The organism is Flavobacterium sp. AC267, from assembly GCF_979258715.1.
Genome location: NZ_OZ409875.1, coordinates 2,394,205 through 2,415,523, shown reverse-complemented (window position 1 = coordinate 2,415,523; position 21,319 = coordinate 2,394,205). Strand labels below are relative to the sequence as shown.

General features: G+C 35.9%; 23 protein-coding genes and 4 pseudogenes. 22 read left to right on the top strand and 5 right to left on the bottom strand.

The annotated features are described in order from the left end of the window. Positions 1-193 precede the first annotated feature (193 nt). Positions 194-3,095 (bottom strand): annotated as a pseudogene (locus ACZZ95_RS12625) (FAD-binding and (Fe-S)-binding domain-containing protein). Between the two features lie 208 nt (positions 3,096-3,303). Between ACZZ95_RS12625 and ACZZ95_RS12620 the strand changes: the two are divergent. After that, complete coding sequence (locus ACZZ95_RS12620) at positions 3,304-4,116, top strand: mechanosensitive ion channel family protein (RefSeq protein ID WP_463469300.1); 813 nt, start codon at positions 3,304-3,306, stop codon at positions 4,114-4,116. Between the two features lie 716 nt (positions 4,117-4,832). Here the strand turns inward: ACZZ95_RS12620 and ACZZ95_RS12615 are convergent. From ACZZ95_RS12615 to ACZZ95_RS12600, 4 genes are all read right to left on the bottom strand, one after another. Further along, positions 4,833-5,243: a DUF3137 domain-containing protein gene (locus tag ACZZ95_RS12615; protein ID WP_463469299.1), complete on the bottom strand. Its 411-nt coding sequence runs from the start codon at positions 5,241-5,243 to the stop codon at positions 4,833-4,835. 136 nt (positions 5,244-5,379) lie between these two features. Next, positions 5,380-5,787, bottom strand: a complete 408-nt coding sequence (locus ACZZ95_RS12610; protein ID WP_463469298.1) for a hypothetical protein — start codon at positions 5,785-5,787, stop codon at positions 5,380-5,382. Further along, on the bottom strand, positions 5,787-6,341 hold the full coding sequence (locus ACZZ95_RS12605; protein WP_463469297.1) for a LemA family protein: 555 nt from the start codon (positions 6,339-6,341) through the stop codon (positions 5,787-5,789). The genes ACZZ95_RS12610 and ACZZ95_RS12605 overlap by 1 nt, the downstream gene beginning before the upstream one ends. 120 nt (positions 6,342-6,461) lie before the next feature. Continuing rightward, entirely contained in the window at positions 6,462-7,133 is a 672-nt protein-coding gene (locus ACZZ95_RS12600; RefSeq protein WP_463469296.1) for a DeoR/GlpR family DNA-binding transcription regulator, read from the bottom strand. 290 nt (positions 7,134-7,423) lie between these two features. Between ACZZ95_RS12600 and ACZZ95_RS12595 the strand changes: the two genes are divergently transcribed. The 21 genes and pseudogenes from ACZZ95_RS12595 (at position 7,424) to ACZZ95_RS12495 (ending at position 21,302) form a co-directional block, all read left to right on the top strand. Then, entirely contained in the window at positions 7,424-8,167 is a 744-nt protein-coding gene (locus tag ACZZ95_RS12595) for a TonB-dependent receptor plug domain-containing protein (RefSeq protein ID WP_463469295.1), read from the top strand. Further along, positions 8,130-8,615 carry a hypothetical protein gene (locus ACZZ95_RS12590; protein ID WP_463469294.1) on the top strand — a complete coding sequence of 162 codons (486 nt, stop codon included), beginning with the start codon at positions 8,130-8,132 and terminating at the stop codon, positions 8,613-8,615. Before ACZZ95_RS12595 ends, ACZZ95_RS12590 begins: the two co-directional genes overlap by 38 nt. Positions 8,616-8,629: 14 nt before the next feature. After that, the gene (locus ACZZ95_RS12585) at positions 8,630-8,965 is read left to right on the top strand and encodes a hypothetical protein (RefSeq protein ID WP_463469293.1); all 336 of its coding nucleotides are present in this window, start codon (positions 8,630-8,632) and stop codon (positions 8,963-8,965) included. Beyond that, positions 8,908-9,825 (top strand): TonB-dependent receptor domain-containing protein, encoded by a 918-nt coding sequence (locus ACZZ95_RS12580; RefSeq protein WP_463469292.1) that lies wholly within the window; start codon positions 8,908-8,910, stop codon positions 9,823-9,825. The genes ACZZ95_RS12585 and ACZZ95_RS12580 overlap by 58 nt, the downstream gene beginning before the upstream one ends. After that, on the top strand, positions 9,792-10,508 hold the full coding sequence (locus ACZZ95_RS12575; RefSeq protein WP_463469291.1) for a hypothetical protein: 717 nt from the start codon (positions 9,792-9,794) through the stop codon (positions 10,506-10,508). The genes ACZZ95_RS12580 and ACZZ95_RS12575 overlap by 34 nt, the downstream gene beginning before the upstream one ends. Before the next feature lie 59 nt (positions 10,509-10,567). Continuing rightward, complete coding sequence (locus tag ACZZ95_RS12570; RefSeq protein ID WP_463469290.1) at positions 10,568-11,320, top strand: SusD/RagB family nutrient-binding outer membrane lipoprotein; 753 nt, start codon at positions 10,568-10,570, stop codon at positions 11,318-11,320. After that, positions 11,280-11,504 (top strand): hypothetical protein, encoded by a 225-nt coding sequence (locus ACZZ95_RS12565; protein WP_463469289.1) that lies wholly within the window; start codon positions 11,280-11,282, stop codon positions 11,502-11,504. Before ACZZ95_RS12570 ends, ACZZ95_RS12565 begins: the two co-directional genes overlap by 41 nt. Before the next feature lie 17 nt (positions 11,505-11,521). Next, positions 11,522-12,136, top strand: a complete 615-nt coding sequence (locus ACZZ95_RS12560) for a SusD/RagB family nutrient-binding outer membrane lipoprotein (RefSeq protein ID WP_463469288.1) — start codon at positions 11,522-11,524, stop codon at positions 12,134-12,136. 25 nt (positions 12,137-12,161) lie between these two features. Next, positions 12,162-12,707 carry a hypothetical protein gene (locus tag ACZZ95_RS12555; RefSeq protein ID WP_463469287.1) on the top strand — a complete coding sequence of 182 codons (546 nt, stop codon included), beginning with the start codon at positions 12,162-12,164 and terminating at the stop codon, positions 12,705-12,707. Between the two features lie 76 nt (positions 12,708-12,783). Then, complete coding sequence (locus ACZZ95_RS12550; protein ID WP_463469286.1) at positions 12,784-13,065, top strand: hypothetical protein; 282 nt, start codon at positions 12,784-12,786, stop codon at positions 13,063-13,065. A gap of 109 nt (positions 13,066-13,174) precedes the next feature. Continuing rightward, a pseudogene (locus tag ACZZ95_RS12545) lies at positions 13,175-14,372 on the top strand (exo-beta-N-acetylmuramidase NamZ family protein). 133 nt (positions 14,373-14,505) lie between these two features. After that, positions 14,506-15,327, top strand: a complete 822-nt coding sequence (gene murQ, locus ACZZ95_RS12540) for an N-acetylmuramic acid 6-phosphate etherase (protein WP_463469285.1) — start codon at positions 14,506-14,508, stop codon at positions 15,325-15,327. A gap of 24 nt (positions 15,328-15,351) precedes the next feature. Beyond that, positions 15,352-16,858 (top strand): annotated as a pseudogene (locus ACZZ95_RS12535) (sodium:solute symporter). 18 nt (positions 16,859-16,876) lie between these two features. Then, positions 16,877-18,037, top strand: coding sequence for a glycoside hydrolase family 3 protein (locus ACZZ95_RS12530; RefSeq protein ID WP_463469284.1), 1,161 nt, complete (start codon positions 16,877-16,879; stop codon positions 18,035-18,037). Further along, complete coding sequence (locus tag ACZZ95_RS12525; RefSeq protein WP_463469283.1) at positions 17,991-18,185, top strand: hypothetical protein; 195 nt, start codon at positions 17,991-17,993, stop codon at positions 18,183-18,185. The genes ACZZ95_RS12530 and ACZZ95_RS12525 overlap by 47 nt, the downstream gene beginning before the upstream one ends. Further along, positions 18,133-18,384 carry a hypothetical protein gene (locus tag ACZZ95_RS12520; protein WP_463469282.1) on the top strand — a complete coding sequence of 84 codons (252 nt, stop codon included), beginning with the start codon at positions 18,133-18,135 and terminating at the stop codon, positions 18,382-18,384. The genes ACZZ95_RS12525 and ACZZ95_RS12520 overlap by 53 nt, the downstream gene beginning before the upstream one ends. Then, positions 18,377-18,940 carry a serine hydrolase gene (locus ACZZ95_RS12515; protein WP_463469281.1) on the top strand — a complete coding sequence of 188 codons (564 nt, stop codon included), beginning with the start codon at positions 18,377-18,379 and terminating at the stop codon, positions 18,938-18,940. The genes ACZZ95_RS12520 and ACZZ95_RS12515 overlap by 8 nt, the downstream gene beginning before the upstream one ends. A 34-nt stretch (positions 18,941-18,974) precedes the next feature. After that, positions 18,975-19,526, top strand: coding sequence for a serine hydrolase (locus ACZZ95_RS12510; RefSeq protein ID WP_463469280.1), 552 nt, complete (start codon positions 18,975-18,977; stop codon positions 19,524-19,526). Further along, positions 19,450-19,881, top strand: coding sequence for a serine hydrolase domain-containing protein (locus ACZZ95_RS12505; RefSeq protein ID WP_463469279.1), 432 nt, complete (start codon positions 19,450-19,452; stop codon positions 19,879-19,881). Before ACZZ95_RS12510 ends, ACZZ95_RS12505 begins: the two co-directional genes overlap by 77 nt. A gap of 214 nt (positions 19,882-20,095) precedes the next feature. Continuing rightward, positions 20,096-20,524, top strand: a pseudogene (locus ACZZ95_RS12500) (anhydro-N-acetylmuramic acid kinase); the annotation flags it as partial. 52 nt (positions 20,525-20,576) lie between these two features. Next, entirely contained in the window at positions 20,577-21,302 is a 726-nt protein-coding gene (locus tag ACZZ95_RS12495) for an anhydro-N-acetylmuramic acid kinase (protein ID WP_463469278.1), read from the top strand. The last annotated feature ends 17 nt before the right edge of the window (positions 21,303-21,319 follow it).

Below are 21,319 nucleotides of genomic sequence, written 5' to 3'. Positions count from 1 at the left end.
CAGATTTTTTTATGTATTTTGTAATCTGTGGACATTTTTTTACGCAGATTTTAGCAAATTTTAGCAGATTTAATTTTTAGATTTTTTATTAAATAATCTGCGCATATCTGCTTAAATCTTTTTAAATCTGCGTGAAAAAAAAATAAAAATCTGCGTCAATCCGTTCAAATACGCGTTATCCGTTTGCCATTTGTCATTTCAAGCAATTCCTCAAAATACTAACAGGATGCTTGCGCCTCACGTTTTGTTCCATCATAAATTTGATGACGACAGCTTGTTCCTGCAAGCAGCAATTTTTACATTTTCGGCTGTGTTGCGTACTTTAGGGAAAAGTGTATCTTCTCCCATCTGCATGCTCACTTTATAATGTTCTTTTTCGTATCCAAAAGATCCCGCCATTCCGCGACAACCCGAATTGTAAATAGTCACCGTATTATTTTTAGGAAGATTCAGCATCGCAAAAGTCGCTTCAACAGAACTCAATGATTTCTGATGACAATGTCCGTGAATTTTGATTTCTTTTGTTTCTTCTGAAAAGGAATCGGGCGTTATTTTTCCGTCGATGATTTCTTTTTTGAAGAATTCTTCGATAGTAAAAGCATTTTGCGAAATTCTTTCTGCATTTTCTTTGTCCGATGCCAAACGCAGGTATTCATCTCTAAAAGTCAAAATCGCCGAAGGTTCAATTCCAATTAAAGGCGTGTTACTCGAAATTAGAGCTTTAAAAATGTTGACATTGATATCGGTTATCTTTTTGGCTTCTTCCAAAAATCCTTTTGACAAATATGTTCTTCCGCTTTCTTCGTGATTAACGATTAAAACTTCGTAACCTAATTTCGTTAATAATTCAAAAGCATCGATTCCGATATTGACATCGTAGTAATTCGTAAATTCATCTACAAATAAATACAATTGTCCGTTTGGGAAATTTTTGGATGCAGGTTTATTGTTTTCATACCATTTTCTGAAAGTCTTTTTCGCTAAAAGCGGCACTTGTCGTTCTGGTGCAATTCCCATTGATTTTTTAACAAGCGACTGATTCGAAATAAAATTCGTAATCGACGGAAACAAACTTCCCATTTTATTCAATTTTGCGTTATTGGCAAAAATTTTACTTCGGGTCGAGAATCCGTTTGCTTTTTGGTATTGGTATAAAAATTCCGCTTTTAAAGTTGCCACATCCACATTACTCGGACATTCGCTGGCGCAGGCTTTACAGCTTACACATAACTCAAAAACTTCGTATAATTCTTTTTGATCAAATTTGTTCTCTTTTTCAGAATAGGTCAAATATTCTCGTAAAGCGTTTGCACGTGCACGAGTCGTTTCTTTTTCATTTCTGGTCGCACGATAACTCGGACACATCGCTCCTCCCGCCGATGGCATTTTTCGGCAGTCGCCAGAACCGTTGCATTTTTCGGCGACCATGTAAAATTCCTAAACTATCGGAGAAATCCTGAAAGGTTTTAATATCTGGTTCTACCCTGCCCGAAACCACACGATGATTTTCATCCATTTTCAAGGCATTGACAATCTTCCCGATATTCAAAACCGAATTAGGGTCAAATGCCAGTTTAATTCTTTTCAGCAGTTCGTAATTCTTTTCGCCAATCATAAACGGAATAAACTCCCCGCGTACAATTCCGTCGCCGTGTTCGCCGCTTAATGAACCTCTATATTTTTTAACCAAAATCGCAACATCTGTCGCAATGGTTCTAAATAATTTTAAATCTTCTGTTTTCTTTAAATTCAAAACCGGACGCAAGTGTAATTCTCCTGCTCCTGCATGCGCGTAGTAAATCGCTTCTTGTCCGTGACTTAACATCATTGCCGAAAACTCTGCAATATAAGCGGGTAAATCACTCAATTCAACCGCTGTATCCTCAATAGAATCGGTCGCTTTGTTGTCGCCTACAATACTTCCTAAAAGTCCCAATCCGGCTTTTCTAAGTTCATTGGCTTTATCGATATCTGCTCCGTAAATTTTTACTCGGGCGTAACCAAAATTGTGTTTTTCTAAATCGGCAATTAAAGCATTGGCTTGCAGTTCTGCATCTTCTAAAGTATGAGAAGCTACTTCAAAAAGCATAATCGCTTTAGGTTCGCCTTCTAAAAAGAAACGGTTTTTAATGTGTTCGCGATTTGTTTTAGTACAATCCAAAATCGTGTCGTCGATCATTTCGCAAGTATACAAATGATGTTTCATCGCCACGACAACAGATTCCAAAGATTCATGAATTGTATGATAATGCCCCACAACCATAATATTATGCGCCGGTGGCAAGTCGTCTACTTTTAAAGTAACTTCTGTTGTAAAGGCTAAAGTTCCTTCACTGCCGCAAAGCAATCTTCCTAAGTTAATTGTCGGTTCTGTTCCGCCAAATAACTCTGATTTTAGCAGAATATCAACCGCGTAACCTGTATTTCTTCTGTGAATTTCTGGTTTCGGAAACTCTTTTACAATTTCGTCCTGAATCGCTTTTACCGAAAGCTCTTCGTAAATGCTTTTGTAAATTTTATTTTCTAATGAATCGCCTTTGGTTTTTTCGATAAATGCCGCCGAAGTCAATTCGCCGAAAGCTACTTCAGAACCATCACTTAAAATGGCTTTAATCTCCACAATTTTGTCGCGCGTAACACCATAACGAATCGAAGTGGTTCCAGAAGAATTGTTTCCCACCATTCCGCCCATCATACAACGGTTTGAAGTCGATGTAATAGGTGCAAAAAATACACCATGAGGTTTTAAAAATAAATTCAGTTCATCGCGAATCACACCTGGCTGTACCGTAACGGTTTTCTTTTCGGCATCAAAAGCAACTATTTTGGTAAAATGTTTCGACACATCAACCACAAGTCCGTCTCCTACCGCTTGTCCTGCCAGAGAAGTTCCCGCAGTTCTTGGCGTAACCGAAATATTATGCACTGCGACGAAAGCGAATTAATTTGCTGATATCTTCAACCGTTTTAGGCAAAGCCACCGCATTTGGCCGAATCCGATATACCGATGCATCTGTAGAATAAAGTGTTTTATGAAGATCATCGTATAAAAGTGTGCCTTCGAGCGCCGCAGACTTAATTGCTCTAAATGAGATTGGGTCAACATGAAATGGTGCTTTTTATAAAAATATTTTTCTGAAAAACTCAGACAGCAAATATAAAAATATAGCAGGTTAAATTGATATAATTTGTGATTTTATCTGATTACTGTATTAGATTTTATAAGATTCTGAGAGAATCCTGTAAAGCGTTCCACTTTTGAAATCTCTAATTTTAAATTTTTACTTTTTTAAGCCTATTATTATGGAAAATTTTCTGCAAGACGTTTTTAAACATTTAGAAGGATATTATTATAGCATTGTCGATCTTACACCAAAATTTATTCTGGCAGTTCTGGTTATTCTCGTTTCCTGGTTTATTGCGAGCCGTGTCGGAATTTTTGCGGGCAACCGACTTAAATTAAGAATGCACGATCGTCTTTTGGCTACTTTTATTGCCCGATTAATTAAATCTGTTCTTATCATTATCGGGATTCTTATTATGTTCCGAATTATCGGTCTTGACGGAATCGCGCAAAGTATGCTTGCCGGTGCTGGAATCTCCGCTTTTGTAATTGGTTTTGCACTTAAAGATATTGGCGAAAATTTCCTTGCGGGAATTCTGCTGGCTTTCAAGCGTCCGTTTTCTATTGGCGATATTATCGAAAGCAACGGCGTAAAAGGCGAAGTAATCAACCTTAACCTGCGCGATACCGAAGTAAAAAGCGATTCCAAAATTATTTATATTCCAAACGCACTTTTAATTAAAAATACGCTCATTAACTACAATAGCGAAGGATTTCTACTCCAAACTTTCACAGTTGGACTCGAATACGGTTCTGATTATACCCGCGCTATCGAACTCGTCAAAGAAGTTCTTGGAAGCAGTGAAGATGTTACCGAAAAAGACCACGGAAACGCAGACCGTAATTACAGACGTCGTCACGCGGGAGTTATTCAGCTTAATATTCGTTATTGGGTTAAAACTGCCTCAACAACTGAAAATTCAGAATGCCGTTCTAAAATCATCGCCGCAGTCTTGAAAAAGTTAAAAGAAAATGAGTTTGTTTTGAAGTAGAGGGAGGTTTAGAGTGGCAGAGGTTCAAAGGTTCAAAGGTTCAGAGGTACAAAGGTACAGAGGTACAGAGATTCAAAGGTGCAGAGGTTTTTCTCAATCCACAATTGTCACCCTGAGCGTAGTCGAAGGCTTATGGAAACGTAAACTTCTCTTCTTGGAATTTGGAATTTAAAACTTCTCCCAATTGTCACCCTGAGCGTAGTCGAAGGCTAGTAAAAACGTAAATCTTCTCTTTTGGAATTTGGAATTTGAAAACAGTACCCAATTGTCACCCTGAGCGTAGTCGAAGGCTTTTGAAAACTAAATTTAAATTGTAACAATCAAAGAATTTTGGAATTTGGGATTTAAGAAATTGGAATTTTAATAAGGAGCAATTTCCTGCTGTCCGCTATATCTTTTACGCCGAACCCCGGCGCAAAAGGATGCCGCTTCCATCAGGGCTAGACACTCGGTTTCATAAGAATTGTCAAATTTTTCTACAACAAAGTCTATCAATCTTGTCATTTCAACCGAAGGGAGACTCGAGCGATAGTGAACTGTCGAAGCAAATCTCACTAGTGGATCGCCAAAGATTGGAGATTTCCTCTCTGGAATGCAAGTGCGATTTCTCCCTTCGGTCGAAATGACAAACTGCTTGAAAATCTCGCAACTTAGATTTTAAATCTCAAAAAAAACAAAATCTATTAAACGGCTTAAAAAAAATATTCCAAAATCCCTTAATTCTTCCCCCAAATTCTAGTATTCAAATCCAGCTCATGAACAATACTCTGCATAAACTCAACAATCGAAAGATCATCGGCAAGTAAATCTGGAACTAATAGTGACGAATGAATGGGTGGTTCAAAATAATTGGTGCCTAACGGGAAAGCAATATACATTTTAGAATGTATAAAAGAGATCGAAATGGTGTCGCCGCATTTTTTGTTTAACTCCAAAATTCTTTCCATCATGGCGGGCGTTAAAATATATCGCGCTTCAATCTGGTTTCTGGAATAGGTGACAAATATATCATCGAAGATTGTATTTTCTAACAGCACTAAATTGCTGTTTCCAAAACTGAAAACGTTTTTAGAGAACCACTCCCCAATAGAATCTCCAAAATCTTTTGGGCGCACGACTGTCGACACTTCAAAGTTTTTATTGAAATCGGCAACAAAAATAATTCCCTTAAAAATAGTGTACCATTCGGTACGCGTTCCATTTTTGGTACGGGTTTCTGTTTTGTATTCGGCATGAACCTCGGCAAACCAAAAAGAAGTTTTGTCAACGCACGCTTATTAAATCCTGCGTTTTATAGCGATTTGGTTCTGTTGTAAAAAGTTCAGAACTTATAAACTCATATTCAGGAAGCCCGCTTTGCGGTGTTAACGAAAAAGTTTCATTAATCTGTTTTAATGCCGATGCAACTACATTTGTTTTATAAGCAAATTTATATTTTTTTGCTTCATCTTCTATTTGAAAATACATTACAATTCCAATAATTGCAGGAACTAAAGCACCAAAAAAAGCTAACATTGGAAACCTAATAAGCAAACCAACAACTACAATCAACCCCGCAAGACCAAATAATATATAGCATGTTTTATAAGTTTCTGCTATTTTTTTTCGGTCAATTTCTAACGTATTCAAAACCTCCTGCAACGCAGTATTATTCGTATTTTCTGAATCCATTAATTATTGAAAAGTTCTTTTGCACTAATATTTTTACGTTCTTCTTCTGGAGTTGCCAGAACATCAATTGGAGTATAATTTAGCATTCCCGCAAATAAATTCCCTGGAAACATCATAATAGCATTATTATAACTCGTCACCGAAGCATTGTAAGTTCTTCTAGCAGTCGCGATTTGTTCTTCGCTTTCTGTCCAAGTTGTCTGAAGGTTTAGGAAATTTGTATTGGCTTTTAAGTCCGGATAGTTCTCAACCGTTACCAATAAACCTTTTACAGCCGTACTTAATTCTGTATCCAAACTTGCTTTTTCGGCATCGGTTAAAGAACCTGAGCCGGCTTTAGCACGAAGCTCAACGATTTTAGTTAAGGTGCTTTGTTCGTAATTGGTGTATTGTTTGACAACCTCAACCAAATTCGGAATCAGATCGAAACGTTTTTTCAGCATCACATCAATCGCCGAAAATGCATTGGTAACCTGATTTCTTCTTTCAATAAGAGAATTGTAAATAAATACGCCTACTGCTAATAAAACAACAAGGATTATAACTATAATCATGACTTAAAAAATTTAATTGGTTTGGAAACAAATATATAGAATAAGGAAATATGTTTTATGTTTTTTGTCAGAGATATCATATCATTAAAAAAACGCATAAAAATGCATTTTTATACAATTTTACAATACTTTAATTCCTGAATCGACAAAATTCTTGATTTTCGGACTCGCCACATTTAGGTCGGTTACAACAGCGTAAAGCTTATCCAGATCACACACTTTATGCGGCATCTTGCTGTTCATTTTTTCTGAGGTTAAAAGCGCAATTACCTTGTCTGACGCCTTAATCATCTCTTTTTTGATTACGGAAACTTCATAACCCATTTCGGTAAGTCCTTGATTTACATCGATACTGCTGACCCCCATAAAACAAATATCTGCTTTAATTTTAGAAAGTATTTGTACCACATCGATACCAACTGTTACCATCGCCTGCTTTTGTAATTTTCCTCCAATAAAAATCAATTCGATATTTGGATGTCGCGATAACTGCATGGCAATTGGAAGGCTGTAGGTATAAATTGTAGCGGTAAAATTTAACGGAATAAGCTTGCAGAATGTCAAATTTGTAGTTCCCCCGCTCATGATAATCACCTGTCCTTCACTCAATAAGGAAAGTGCTTTTTTGGCTACACTTATTTTCTTATCCTCATTGACAATAGTTATATCAAACACATTTTTATGGTTGTTTTTGACTAAAAATGCCCCGCCGTATACTTTGTTTATTAGGCCTTTATCATTTAGCTCGATAAAATCCCTGCGAATGGTATCTTCAGAAATATTCAATTCCAAGGCTAAGTCGATTGTATTTATTCTTTCGACTTGCTCGCAATTTATTCATTATGAATTGATGTCTTTCTTTTTTGAGCATAAGATGTTCTTTTCTACAAATTTAGAAAAACAAAGCACTTTTGAAAATCTTCGAAATAAAACTTTTTACGATTTACAGAATTCGAATCAATTCAAAATAAAAAATGCGTTTTTATGCATTATTAAATAGAATTAATAAAAATACGACATAAAGTTGCAGTTTTTTAAAAATATTTTATACATTTCGCTTCTCTAACCATAAATTAACCCTTATGAAAAAAAAGCATTTAATTCTTTTACTTTTCATTTTTGGAATACTAGCCAGTTATTCGCAAAATAATGTAGTAAAAGGTGTCGTTACAGATGGCGCTGGGAACACACTGCCAGGCGCAAACATTTTAGTACAGGGAACCAAAGATCAAACCTCAACGGGAACTGACGGAACCTTTTCGATCAAAGCTAACCAAGGAGCGGTGCTTCTTGTTTCGTACATTGGTTTTAACACCAAAGAAATTATCGTGAATGGCGTTAATCTTAAAATCGTAATTTCAGAAAGTGCTCAAACACTGAACAATGTTACCATTGTGGGTTCTATGGGTATTGTAAGAAACAAATCGTCTTTAGGATATGCAGTTCAGGAAGTAAAAGGAAAAGAAATCGCCGAGACACAGCGTCCGAACTTTGCAACGGCTTTACAAGGTCGTGTGGCGGGTTTAACGGTAACGAGTACTTCTGGTGCACCGGGTGCTTCTGTCGCGATTCAGTTAAGAGGGGTAAATTCGCTTAGCAGCAGTAACTCTCCTTTGTACGTAGTTGACGGATTACCTGTGAGCAACGAAACAATGGATCAAGGTTTAACGATTTCTAATGCTCCAAACAGAACACAAGATTATACCAACAGAGGCGCAGATATCAATCCAGACGATATTGAATCTGTAGTAATACTAAAAGGACCTGAGGTCGCAAAGACTTTACGGAATGCAGGCTGGAAATGGTGCTATCGTAATTACAACTAAAAAAGGTAAAAAAGGAGTTGGAAGACTTACCTATTCTACTAATACCAGATTTGACAATTTATACCGTTTTCCCGAAATTCAAAAAGTATATCAAAGAGGTTCTGACGGTGTAAACAATCCAGATTACAGAAGACAATTTGGAACGGCTTACGAACCGGGAACTAAATTTTATAATAATGTAGAAAACTTCTTTAGAACCGGAGTTTCAACCAATCATAATCTTTCGTTTGAAGCGGGTACAGAAACTACTTCTTATCGTTTATCTATTGCTAATTTAGAGCAAGAAGGTGTTGTACCCAATACAGGTTACAGCCGTTTGACCGCAAATTTGAATGCTTCTGCAAAATTATCTTCAAAATTAAGATCAGAAGCTACTTTTAATTTCACAAAATCAGATAATCAGAAAGCACAAAAGGAGCTGGATCTGCGGTACAGATTCCCGGTGTAACAAACGCAGGATATTTGCTTTCGCTTTTAACATGGCCTTCAAATGATGATGCAAGTGTTTATCTAAATCCTGACGGAACGAGAAGAAAAATTACAAGCGGTGCTTTGGATAACGAAACCGATAATCCATATTGGGATGTCAATAAAAACTTATCTGAAGATTTCAACAATCGGTTCATTACTAATGTTGGCTTAATTTACGATCCAACTTCTTGGTTAAACTTAACAGGCCGTGTGGGCTGGGATGTGAATTCTGGTCAAGGTTACAGAGCTATTCATCCAGAATCTGCGGCATGGGAATTGCTTCTGGCGGTTATATCGAATCTTATTATTCTAATACCAGTAATTTAAACACGACTTTATTAGTTACAGCTAAAAAATCTTTCGGAAAATTCAATACCAAATTGATGGTTGGTAATTCGGTTAACGATAATGATTATAGAATTTTATCTACAACAGGAAGCCGTTTTTTTGATCCTAACTTCTACTCTATCAACAATACAGACGCTACAACGCAAAGATCTCAAGAGAGAATTATCCAAAGCAGAATCATTGGTTTCTTTTCTGAGATGAGTTTAGATTATGACAAAATTGTTTATTTGACCTTAACTGGACGTGAAGACTGGACTTCTGTTTTACCAGATCCATTTTTCTATCCTTCTGTTTCAACGAGTTTTGTTTTCACAAACCTAAACGGATTGAAAGACAAAGAAATACTTTCTTACGGAAAACTGAGAGCTTCTTATGCGGAAGCCGCTAATATTCCTTCTCCTTATTCTGCAGAGCCGGTTTTCACGCCGCAATTAACTACAGATGGAGGTTATGCTTACGGAGTTACAGGAGCAAATCCGAATTTGAAACCAGAATTCCGTAAATCATTTGAATTGGGTACAGAATTAAAATTCTTTAAAAACCGAGTTGGATTAGACGTTGCAGTTTACAGCACTAAAACAATCGATCCAATTCTAAAAAATATGCGTTTAAGCTACGGAACGGGATTCGTGGTAACTTCTGCTAACTTTGGAGATTTACAAAACCAAGGTTTAGAGATTACTTTAAGCGGAAGTCCTATTCAAAAAGACAATTTTTCTTGGAATGTAAGTGCTAATTTCAGCAAAACACAATCTAAATTACTAAATCTTCCTTCTGTGGTTTCAGAATATTATGTTTCTGATACTTGGCTTTACGGAAATGTTCGCGGCATGGAGTAACCGTTGGAAATCCGTTAACGACTTTAACTGGAAATGATTATTTGAGAAATAATGCCGGAGAACCTTTAATTGATCCAAATACTGGTTTTGCTTTAAAAGATCCAAACTTTAAAATTGTTGGAGACAGAAATCCTGATTTTATGCTTGGTTTACAAAACACATTTGTTTATAAAAACCTAAGTTTATCTTTCTTACTAGACATTAGAAAAGGCGGTGATATTTACAACGCAACCGAATTCTATTTGTACCAAAACGGATTGTCTACCAAAACCTTAGATCGTGATCAAACCAGAATTGTAAAGGGAGTTTTGAGAGACGGTTTAGAAAATTCGGCTACGCCAACCCAAAATAATATTCCGGTACGACCAAGTGTTCAAAACGAATACTACAGAACTGGAGCTATTGATGCTGATTTTATTGAAAAAGACATCAATTGGTTAAGAATGAGAGATATTACTTTAAGCTATCAAATGCCTTCAGAAATCTTGAAGAAAACATTCATCAACAATCTTTCTTTATACTTAACCATGACCGATCTGTTTATCATCACCAATTATACTGGAGCAGATCCTTCGGTTAACGGAACGAATGCTTCAACTGGAGGTGCTGGAGGAACAGGTTTTGACTTTGGAGTAGTTTCTACGCCACGAGGAATAAACTTAGGATTGAAAATCGGACTTTAATTAATTGACCATGAAAAATATAAAAACATATATAGCAACGATTAGGTCTTGTAACCACAATGATTTCTTGCAACGATTTAGAGGATATAAACGTAAATCCTAGTTTTCCTGTTGATGTTTCTGCACCAGCTTTATTACCGCCAATCGAACAGCAGATGGCTGTTGGACTGCAATTTGACAACCGCTGTTTAGGACGATACATTCAGAATTTCAGTATTGCTACCGTTGGCGCTGTAGGAAGCGAATGGGATCGTTTTGGATATCAAGCAAATAGTGACACAGGCGGTGAAATCTGGAAAATGGCATATTTTGCTATTGGTTTAAACTTAACGAAATTACAGGAAAAAGCAACCGCAGAGCAACGTCATGACATTACTGGAATTTCAAAAGTAATCAGAGCTTGGTCTTGGCAGGTTGCAACAGATTATCATTCCGAATTAATCGATTTTGACCAAGTTTTCACTTCACGCCTTTCTTTTGATTATGTTTCTCAGGACAAAGTCTATGCTGAAGTTGTTCGTTTATTAAACGAAGGTTTAGTCGATTTAGATCGTACAGATGGAAATGTTTCGCAGACCTACACAGCTTCGGGAGATAAAATGTACGGCGGAGACCGCTCGAAATGGGTTAAATTTGCTTACGGAGTTTTGGCTAGAAACCTAAACAATCAAATTAACAAAGCTTCTTACAATGCTGATAAAGTTATCGAATACTGCGATAAATCATTGGCTTCAAACGCAGATAACGCGTTGATTAGATACAACGGAACAGTTGCAAAGAGATATCAATTTTTACGGTCCTGGAAGAAATAATTTCAATACATACCGTCAAACTGATTTTGCAGTAAGAACAATGGACGGAACTCTTTTTGGAAACGTAAAAGATCCTAGAATTTCTAGAGTTTTAGCACCATCTGTAGGTCAGTCTGAATTAGCGCCAGCATCTGCAAAGCAAATCCAGATCCGTCTAAATATACTTTTAATGGAAATCCGTTAAATACTACGGCTTCAACAGTGGCAACAAACGTAAGCAGAATCCCGAATATTTACGGAACGTATGTCGCGGGAACGATTACAACTCCAGGAAGATATCTTTTTAGAGATAAAGCAAATTTTCCTTTAATGACGTATTCTGAAATTCAGTTTATTAAAGCAGAAGCCGCATTCATCAAAGGCGACAAAGCAATGGCTTTAGATGCTTACAGAAAAGCAATTGACGCTAATATTGATTTTGTAAATGCAAATACGGTTGTAAGCACCACTTTCCCAATTACCTCAACAATTACGGCTGCTGAAAAAACGGCGTTCTTAACGAATGTAAATATTGTTCCTGCTGCCGCAGATTTAACGATCAGCCAAATTATGCTTCAAAAATATGTAGCTTTATTTGGTTACGGAATGCTGGAAACTTGGACTGACTTGCGTAAATATCATTATGATACAGAAATTTACAAAACAATGAATTTTACTCCAAACGGAGGATTATTTGTAGATAACAATGGAAAATTACCATATAGAGTTCGCCCAAGATTTAACTCAGAATATGTTTGGAATTTTGATGCTTTAAAAGCGATTGGAGCTGATAAAGTAGATTATCACACAGAAGAAATGTGGTTTTCTAAACAGTAATTTTTTATAATTAAAAACGAATTAGATGAAAAATATATTCAACCATTTTAAAAAGTTAATCATTCCCGTTTTAGGAGTACTTGTTTTTACTTCCTGCGGGGACGAGAACGACCAAACGCCTTATCAAACTACGGACGGAATTGCAGATGCTTCTAACGTAAAATTTGTTCATGCCGCTGTTGGTCCAAACGGAACTAATTTTCAAATTAACTACTTTACAGGAACTGAAAAAATTTCGGCTGTAAGTTCTACCACAGGAGTTCAGGTTGGTATGAGTTATGGTGCTCAATTTCCAGTTCCAATAAATTATGTTTTAATGAAACCGGGCACACAGCCTTTGAGCATTTTAACGCCCGCAAATCCAGCAGTTACCATTTATGATGGAAATATTGTTACCGAAACAGGAAAATATTACACGAGTTTCCTGCTATCAACTCCTCCGTCTGTTACGCCTGCAGTTTATTCTCTTTATCAGTTAAATGATGATTTAGCTGTTGCTGATTTAGATCCAACGAAAGCTTATATTCGTTTTATCAATGTAATCAGTAATTCTGCTAGCAACAGGTTATGATTTAGGATTACTTAAAGAAACCTCAATTGCTGGAGCAACGCCAATAACCACAAAAGAAGTTTACACGTATAGAAATGTGACTTTTAAAGGTGGAGACGAAAAATATATTGCTATTGAACCACAAGATCCTAAAGATACAAGAGGGTATCAATTGCAGGTTCGCGTAGCAGGTTCTCCAACAAATGTTCCGGGAACAACTACAGGAACAACCATTGCCAATCTTGCCAATTCACCAGCAAGTACTGCTTTTATTCCTAGAGCGGGAAGAGTTTATACGATTTATTGCAGAGGAATTATTGGCGGATTACCAACGGCGACTTCAAATGCTCCGTCTGTTACTTTTATCACGAATAAATAAGCTTAAAAATCGAACCACTTTTTGATTAAAGTGGTTCGATTTAATTATCCAATTTTGTTTTTTGTCCTTTATTAAGCGTAATTTTAATTGTAATTTAAACTTTTGTATTATGTTTCAATCCTTAAAAAAAATCACTTTTATTTTATTTTTGATCGTTTCAAGTGCTTCGAATGCAAATTCGTCCAAAGAAATCATTACAAATAAAATCAATGGTATCAGTAATGAAATTAAAACAGGAGCTGATAATTTCGAAAAATATATTCCTTTATTAAAAGATAAAAAAGTTGGTATTGTAACCAATCAGACTGGAATTTTATCCAATAAAAAACATTTGGTAGATTTTTTACTAGAGAAAAAAATAAACATTCAGACCATTTTTGCACCAGAGCACGGCTTTAGAGGAACAGCCGATGCGGGCGAACATGTAGTAGATGGAAAAGATGCCAAAACGGGACTTTCGATTGTTTCTCTTTATGGAGAAAATAGAAAACCTAAAAAAGAGCAGTTAGAAGGAATTGATATTTTAGTTTTTGATTTGCAAGATGTTGGAGCAAGATTCTATACTTATATTTCTTCGCCGCATTATGTAATGGAAGCCTGTGCAGAAAACAATATTCCCTTACTAATTTTAGATCGCCCGAACCCAAATGGCTCTATTGTCGATGGACCAATTCTGGAAAAAGAATTTACCAGTTTTGTCGGCATGCATCCTATTCCAATTTTACACGGAATGACAATTGGAGAATACGGTCAAATGATTAATGGTCAAAAATGGCTCAAAAACGGAATACAATGCAAACTGACTGTAATTCCGTGCAGTAATTATAAAAGAGATATGCCATACGGTCTTCCTGTAAAACCATCGCCAAATCTTCCAAACGATCAGGCCATTAATTTATATGCCAGTTTGTGTTTGTTTGAGGGAACAAATGTGAGCCTCGGTCGCGGAACCGAAAAACAATTTCAAATTTATGGTTCTCCTTACTTAACCAAAACAAGTTTTACTTTTACGCCAAAACCAAATTTTGGAGCTAAAGATCCTGTTTACAACGGAAAAGAATGTTACGGCGAAGATCTTTCTAAGGCACCAAAAGTAACAAAATTGGAATTACGCTGGCTTTTAAAAGCGTACCAAAATACCACAGATAAATCTAAATTTTTTATTCCCTTTTTCACCAAATTGGCAGGAACAAAAAAATTGCAGCAGACAAATTGAATCCGGCGTTTCAGAAAAAGCCATTCGGGACAGCTGGAAAAAAGATTTAGAGGCTTTTCAAACTATGCGAAAAGCGTATCTGATTTATTAAATACCAGTTTACCCCCTTTAAAATTTCCCCAAATCACACTATTTTTTAATAAAATAGAAACTACTAATGCATAATATCGAAGCCAGAAATAAAAAAAACTATGGCTTCAAAAATCAAAAAAAAAAGAAAAAAAATGAAAAATAAAAACCCTGAAACGGAACAAGAATCTTTGTACAAAGATTTGGATCAAATGAGCGTGAAAGAGCTTTTGACGAACATTAATACAGAAGACAAAAAAGTACCGCATATTATTGAACAGCAGATTCCTAAAATTGAAAAACTCGTTAAAGCGATTGTAAAAAAAATGCAATTGGGCGGACGATTATTTTATATCGGCGCGGGAACTTCTGGTCGAATCGGAATTTTAGATGCATCAGAATGTCCGCCTACATTTGGCGTTCCGCACGACATGATTATCGGAATTATTGCGGGCGACGATACTGCTATTAGAAAAGCGGTTGAAAATGCAGAAGATGATACCGAACAAGCTTGGAAAGATTTAGCTAAATTTGAAATTTCAAGTCTGGATTTTATTATCGGGATTGTCGCTTCTGGAAATACGCCTTATGTTTTGGGTGCATTGAAAAAAGCAAAAGAACATAATATTAAAACGGGAAGTATTTCCTGCATCAGTAACGGACTTATTGCACAGGAAGCAAACCATCCGATTGAATTAATTGTAGGGCCAGAATTCTTAACCGGAAGTACGCGAATGAAAGCGGGAACGGCTCAAAAACTGACTTTGAATATGATTTCTACTTCGGTAATGATTAAACTCGGAAAAGTAAAAGGTAACAAAATGGTTGACATGCAGTTATCTAACGAAAAATTGGTAAAAAGAGGCATCAAAATGATAATGGAAGAACTTGCAATTGATTATGATACTGCCGAAGAATTACTGCTTAAACATAAAAGTGTACGCGCTGTTCTGCTGGATCATAACAGTAAAAAATAACCTAATTTCTAAACCAAAACCAAAATGTCTTCTACTACCATTCTCATTTTCATCTTTGTTTACTTTGGTCTTTTACTTTTTATTTCAAACATAATTAGCAAAAAAGGACAAGACAACGATTCTTTTTTCAAAGCAAATAAAAATTCTAAATGGTATTTAGTTGCTTTTGGTATGATTGGAACTGCGCTTTCGGGCGTAACTTTTATTTCTGTACCCGGCGAAGTGGGTTCGCCAAACGGAGAACAATTCAAATATTTTCAGTTCGTTTTAGGAAACGCAATCGGATTTGTAATCATTGCAAAAGTCCTGCTCCCGCTCTATTACAGAATGAATCTGACATCAATTTACAGTTATATCGAACAAAGAATGGGAGTTCGAAGTTACAAAACCGTCGCTTCTATATTTTTAGTCAGCAGAACCATTAGTTCGGCTTTTAGATTGTATTTGGTTGTCATTGTTTTACAGCGATATGTTTTTAACGATTTCAACATTCCGTTTCCTGTTACGGTGCTTTTGGCGCTGGCACTCATCTTTTTATATACTTTTAGAAGCGGACTTAAAACCATTATTATTACCGATACTTTACAGACGTTTTTTTTAGTTAGTTCCGTGTTTATTACCATTTATTTTGTTTGTGATAGTTTAAATTTAACTGTACTTGAATCCGTTTCCACCATTCAAAAAAGCAATTATTCAAAAATATTTTTCTTCGATGATTTCTTTACGAGCAAGTACCACTTTGTAAAACAAATTTTAGGAGGAATGTTTGTTACTATTGCAATGGTTGGACTGGATCAGGATTTAATGCAAAAAAATCTAAGCTGTAAAAACATTGGCGAGGCGCAAAAAAATATGTTCACTTTTACGGGAATTTTCGTTTTAATCAACATTATATTTTTGAGTTTAGGAGCTTTATTGTATATCTATGCAGATAGAAATGGCGTTGCAATTCCGTTAGATTTAGCGACAGGAAAACCAAGAACCGATTTGCTTTTTCCTGAAATTGCTTTAAATCATTTGTCAATTGTTCCGGCTTTTGTTTTTCTTTTAGGGATTATTGCCGCCACTTTTGCTACAACCGATTCGGCTTTGACGGCGCTGACAACTTCTTTTTGCGTTGATTTTCTCGGAATGGATAAGTCTGAAAATTTAGGAAATACCAAAAATGTAAATACAAGACATTGGGTGCATTTCGGGTTTTCGATATTACTTTTCCTGGTCATTATTGTGCTGAATTCGTTTAACGATGCTTCCGTTGTAGCCTTAATTTTCAGGGGCGACCTCTTACACTTACGGTCCATTATTAGGATTGTACGCTTTTGGATTGTTACAAAAATCAAGATTAGTAAACGATAAATTGATTCCGATAATCTGTATTATTTCGCCGATTCTGACTTACTTTTTAAGCGAAAATTCGACACAATTATTTGGTTATACTTTTGATAATGAATTAATCCTTATCAACGGATTGTTTACGTATATCGGAATTTATTTTACCAGCAAACGCACAACAGAAAGAATCTCTTTTTAAATGCCCAAACACTATTTCATGAAAAATGCTATTATAAAAATAGGTCTGTTTACCATTATGCTTTTTTTTATCATCAATTGTGGTGTTTCGAAAAAAAGCAAAACTACGGTAGTTACCAATCAGCCTGTTTCTACCGAAAATAAAGAAGTTTATATCCCAAAAAACAAAGCAGAAAAAAAACCTTTTCTACAAGATTCTGATGCCGAAAATCACTGGACAGACAGCATTTACGCCCAAATGACTTTAGACGAAAAACTAGGGCAATTGTTTTTTGTTTCGGCTTATTCCAATAGGGATTCCGTTCATGTTAATTCAATAAAGAAATTAGTGGCCAATTATAAAGTTGGAGGTCTGATTTTCTTTCAGGGCGGGCCCGTTCGTCAGGCGAAATTGACTAATGAATATCAGGCAAAAGCTAAAATTCCGCTCTTTATTGGCCTTGATGCCGAATGGGGTTTAAGCATGCGATTAGATTCGACTTATGCCTACCCTTGGAACATGACTTTGGGAGCGATTCAAGATTTAGCTTTAATCGAAAAAGTCGGAAGACAAATGGGAAGCGAATGCAAAAGAATGGGAATTCATTTCAATTTTGCGCCAGTTTTAGATATTAATACCAATCCGCTGAATCCAATTATCGGAAATCGTTCTTTCGGCGAAAGCAAAACAAACGTTGCCAATCGCGCATCGGCATTAATGAAAGGCATTCAGAGTCAAGGCGTTTTGTGTACCGGAAAACATTTCCCGGGTCATGGCGATACCGCAGTCGATTCTCATAAAGCGCTTCCCACCGTTTCGTTTACCAAAGAACATATGGACGAAGTAGAATTGTATCCGTACAAACAGCTTTTTGATGAAGGTCTGGCTTCGGTTATGGTGGCGCATCTCAATATTCCGAGTTTAGAACCAAGAGAAAATATTCCTTCTTCTGCATCTTATAATGTGGTTACAGAACTTCTTCAAAAACAATTGGGTTTTGAAGGACTAATTTTTACGGATGGTTTGGGCATGAAAGGCGCGAGTAATTTTAAAGGTGTCGGCGATTTAGAATTAGCAGTTTTAGAAGCTGGAAATGATATTTTTCTCTGCCCAGATGATGTCCCAGCGGCTTTAGATAAATTAAAAACTTTTTATGCTCGCAGGAAAAATTACAGAAGAGCGTTTGTCGCATTCGGTTAAAAAAATTCTTCATTATAAATTCAAAGCAGGTTTAAATAAATACAAACCAATTGAGCTAAAGAATTTACAAAAAGACCTAACCAGCCCAGATAAAGATGCGCTTCAATATACTTTATTCGAAAACGCAGACTACGGTTTTAAAAAATGAAAAAGACATTCTTCCAATAAAAGATCTGGAGCAGAAAATTGCTTACGTAAAATTGGGAGAAGATGTAAATAGTACTTTCATCAGTACTTTAAAAAAGTACACGACAATCACAGAAGTTTCAAATACCAATGTTGATTCTTTAAACGCAGACACTAAAAAAATACGATTTCGTAATTGTGAGTTATCACAAAGTGAATAAAGCTTGGGAGAAACAAGATTTCAGTACAAACGAATTGTTTTTTCTAAACAAAATAGCCGAAAATAATAAAGTGATTTTAGACATTTTTGCTAAACCTTACACACTTCTTCCTATTCAGAATTTTGATGCCATTGAAGGATTGGTGATTTCGTATCAAAATTCAAATATTTCTCAAATTGTTGTCGCCGAAATTTTATTTGGAGCAAAAAGTGCTAAAGGAAAATTACCTGTTTCGATCAATGAAAATTTCAAAGTAAATGACGGACTCGATACTGAAAAAATTGATCGTCTAGGTTTTGAAACACCCGAAAATATGGGAATGAGTTCGGCAATTCTTTCTAAAATAGATGCCGTTGCCCAAAAAGCAATTGATGGAAAAATGGCTCCCGGAATGCAGGTTTTGGTTGCGAGAAAAGGCAATGTTGTTTTTCAGAAATCCTATGGATATCATACCTATAATAAAGACGTAAAAGTTTCTAATACTGATTTGTACGATGTGGCTTCGATTTCAAAAATGATTTCTACGCTTCCAAACGTGATGCGAGCAATACGATAAAAATAAAGTTACATTAGAAACCAAACTCGGAACGATGTCGCCGTTGTTTGCGAAATCGAACAAAAAGGATATTTCGTTTAAAGATTTATTAAATCATTACGCCGGACTTATTGCGTGGAGTCCGTTTTATAAATCTACAATTGATGCAAAAAGTTTTCCGCTGGAGAAGTATTACAGAAAAATTCCAGAGAAAAATTTCACGACAAAAGTTGCCGACAGTCTTTTTATTCGAAATGATTATCACGACACGATCATGAAATTCATCGCCGACTCTCCTGTTTCTCTTAAAAAAGAATATAAATACAGCGATTTTACTTTTATCATTTTAAAGGAATATTTGGAAAGAGCAACGCATCAAAACTTAGAAGATCTGAGTCAAAAGAACTTTTTCAACTCCATCGGAATGAATTATACAACCTATAATCCGTTGTTGAAATTTGAAAAAAAAGAAATTGCACCGACAGAAATCGATAATTATTTCAGACATCAACTCATACAAGGTTATGTACATGATATGGCGGTACGCAATGGAAGGCGGTGTTGCGGGTCATGCGGGAATATTTTCAAATGCGATGGATGTGGCTAAAATGATGCAGCTTTTTCTTCAAAAAGGAAGTTACGGAGGTGAACGCTATTTTTCTGAAGCCACTTTTGACACTTTCAATACTTGTTTTTACTGTGCTCAAGGAGTAGAAAGAGGTTTAGGTTTTGATAAAAGATTAGGAAAAGACGGTCCGACTTGTCAATGTGCCTCTGCTTCAAGTTTTGGACATACTGGTTTTACCGGAAATATGGCTTGGGTTGATCCCGAAAACGAAACTGTTTATGTCTTTTTATCGAATAGAACATACCCAGAAATTGGTGAAGAAGGCAATAAATTAGCCAAGGAAAAAATCCGTGAAGAGATACAAAAAATAATATATGAATCTATTGTCAAGTAATTTTGAATCGTTGGACTTTATTAAAAACATAGAAACATAGGTTTTAATATTTTGAATTAAAGAGAGTACCAAAAGAAACTAGTTTCTAACACATAGCGACTCTGTTTGTTTAAAACAAGTGTAACGCCTTTTTTCGCGTCCTAAATCTATGTTTCTATATGTTAAATTAATGCTCCCAACTGTTTAACTTTAGTCGCATTTTAAATGAATTTTTATGAACAAAAATATTAAGGCACTTTATCAAATTGCCCAAAAAGAAACCAAACGCATCATCGGACTCATGTCGGGAACTTCTCTCGACGGACTTGATATTGCATTATGCGAAATTTCGGGTTCTGGTGTGAATACGAATGTAAATCTTATTCAGTTTGAAACCGTTAGTTATTCAGAAGAAATTAAAACGGAGATTCGTAAAGTTTTTGCACAAAAAAACATCGAATTCCAACACTTAGCTTTGCTCAACGAGTGGATTGGTTTACTTCATGCTGGAATGGTAAATGACACTTTAAAAAAATGGAATATTCCTGCCGCTGAAGTTGATTTAATTGCTTCTCATGGACAAACTGTTTTGCATGCACCAAAATTTTTGCATCAGCAGGAGAAATTTCCAAATGCTACTTTGCAAATAGGTGACGGCGATCATATTGCGGTTAAAACAGGAATTATTACGTTATCAGATTTTAGGCAGAAACACGTTGCTTGCAGGAGGCGAAGGCGCGCCATTGGCGGTTTACGGCGACTATTTTTTATTTGGAAAAGAAGGCGAAAACAGAATTATGCTGAATATTGGCGGCATTGCCAACTTTACTTATTTACCCGCCGCCATAAAAACCGAAGATACTTTTGTAACCGATACAGGAACTGGAAATACTTTAATCGATCTTTTTGTAAAAAAATATTTCTTTGATAAGAGTTACGATAAAGATGCCGAAATAGCAAAACAAGGAACGGTAAATCAAATTTTATTAGAAAATCTGAAAGACAATGCTTTTTTCAAAAAAGGATTTCCGAAAACAATTGGTCAGGAATTATTTAATGCGGAATATGTTGAATTAGCACTTTCCAAAAGTAATCTTACTGATATTTTAGCACCGGATTTATTAGCTACTTTAACCCGCTTTACTGCAGAAACAATTGCAGAAGCTATTCAATCTACCATCCAAAAAACCGAATACAAAATAGAAGATTTTAAAATCTACATGTCCGGCGGAGGCGCTAATAATCCTTTATTAGTGCAATGGCTGAAAGAATTATTGCCGTGTTCCTTTTTCAAAAGCAATGATTTGGGAATTAATAGTGATGCAAAAGAAGCAATTCTATTTGCCATTTTAGCGAACGAAACTGTTGCCGGAGGAGATTTCAAATTCAATTCTGTAAAAATCCCATCGGTAACTATGGGGAAAATTTCAATGCCCGATTAAAATACCCCAAACCCAAT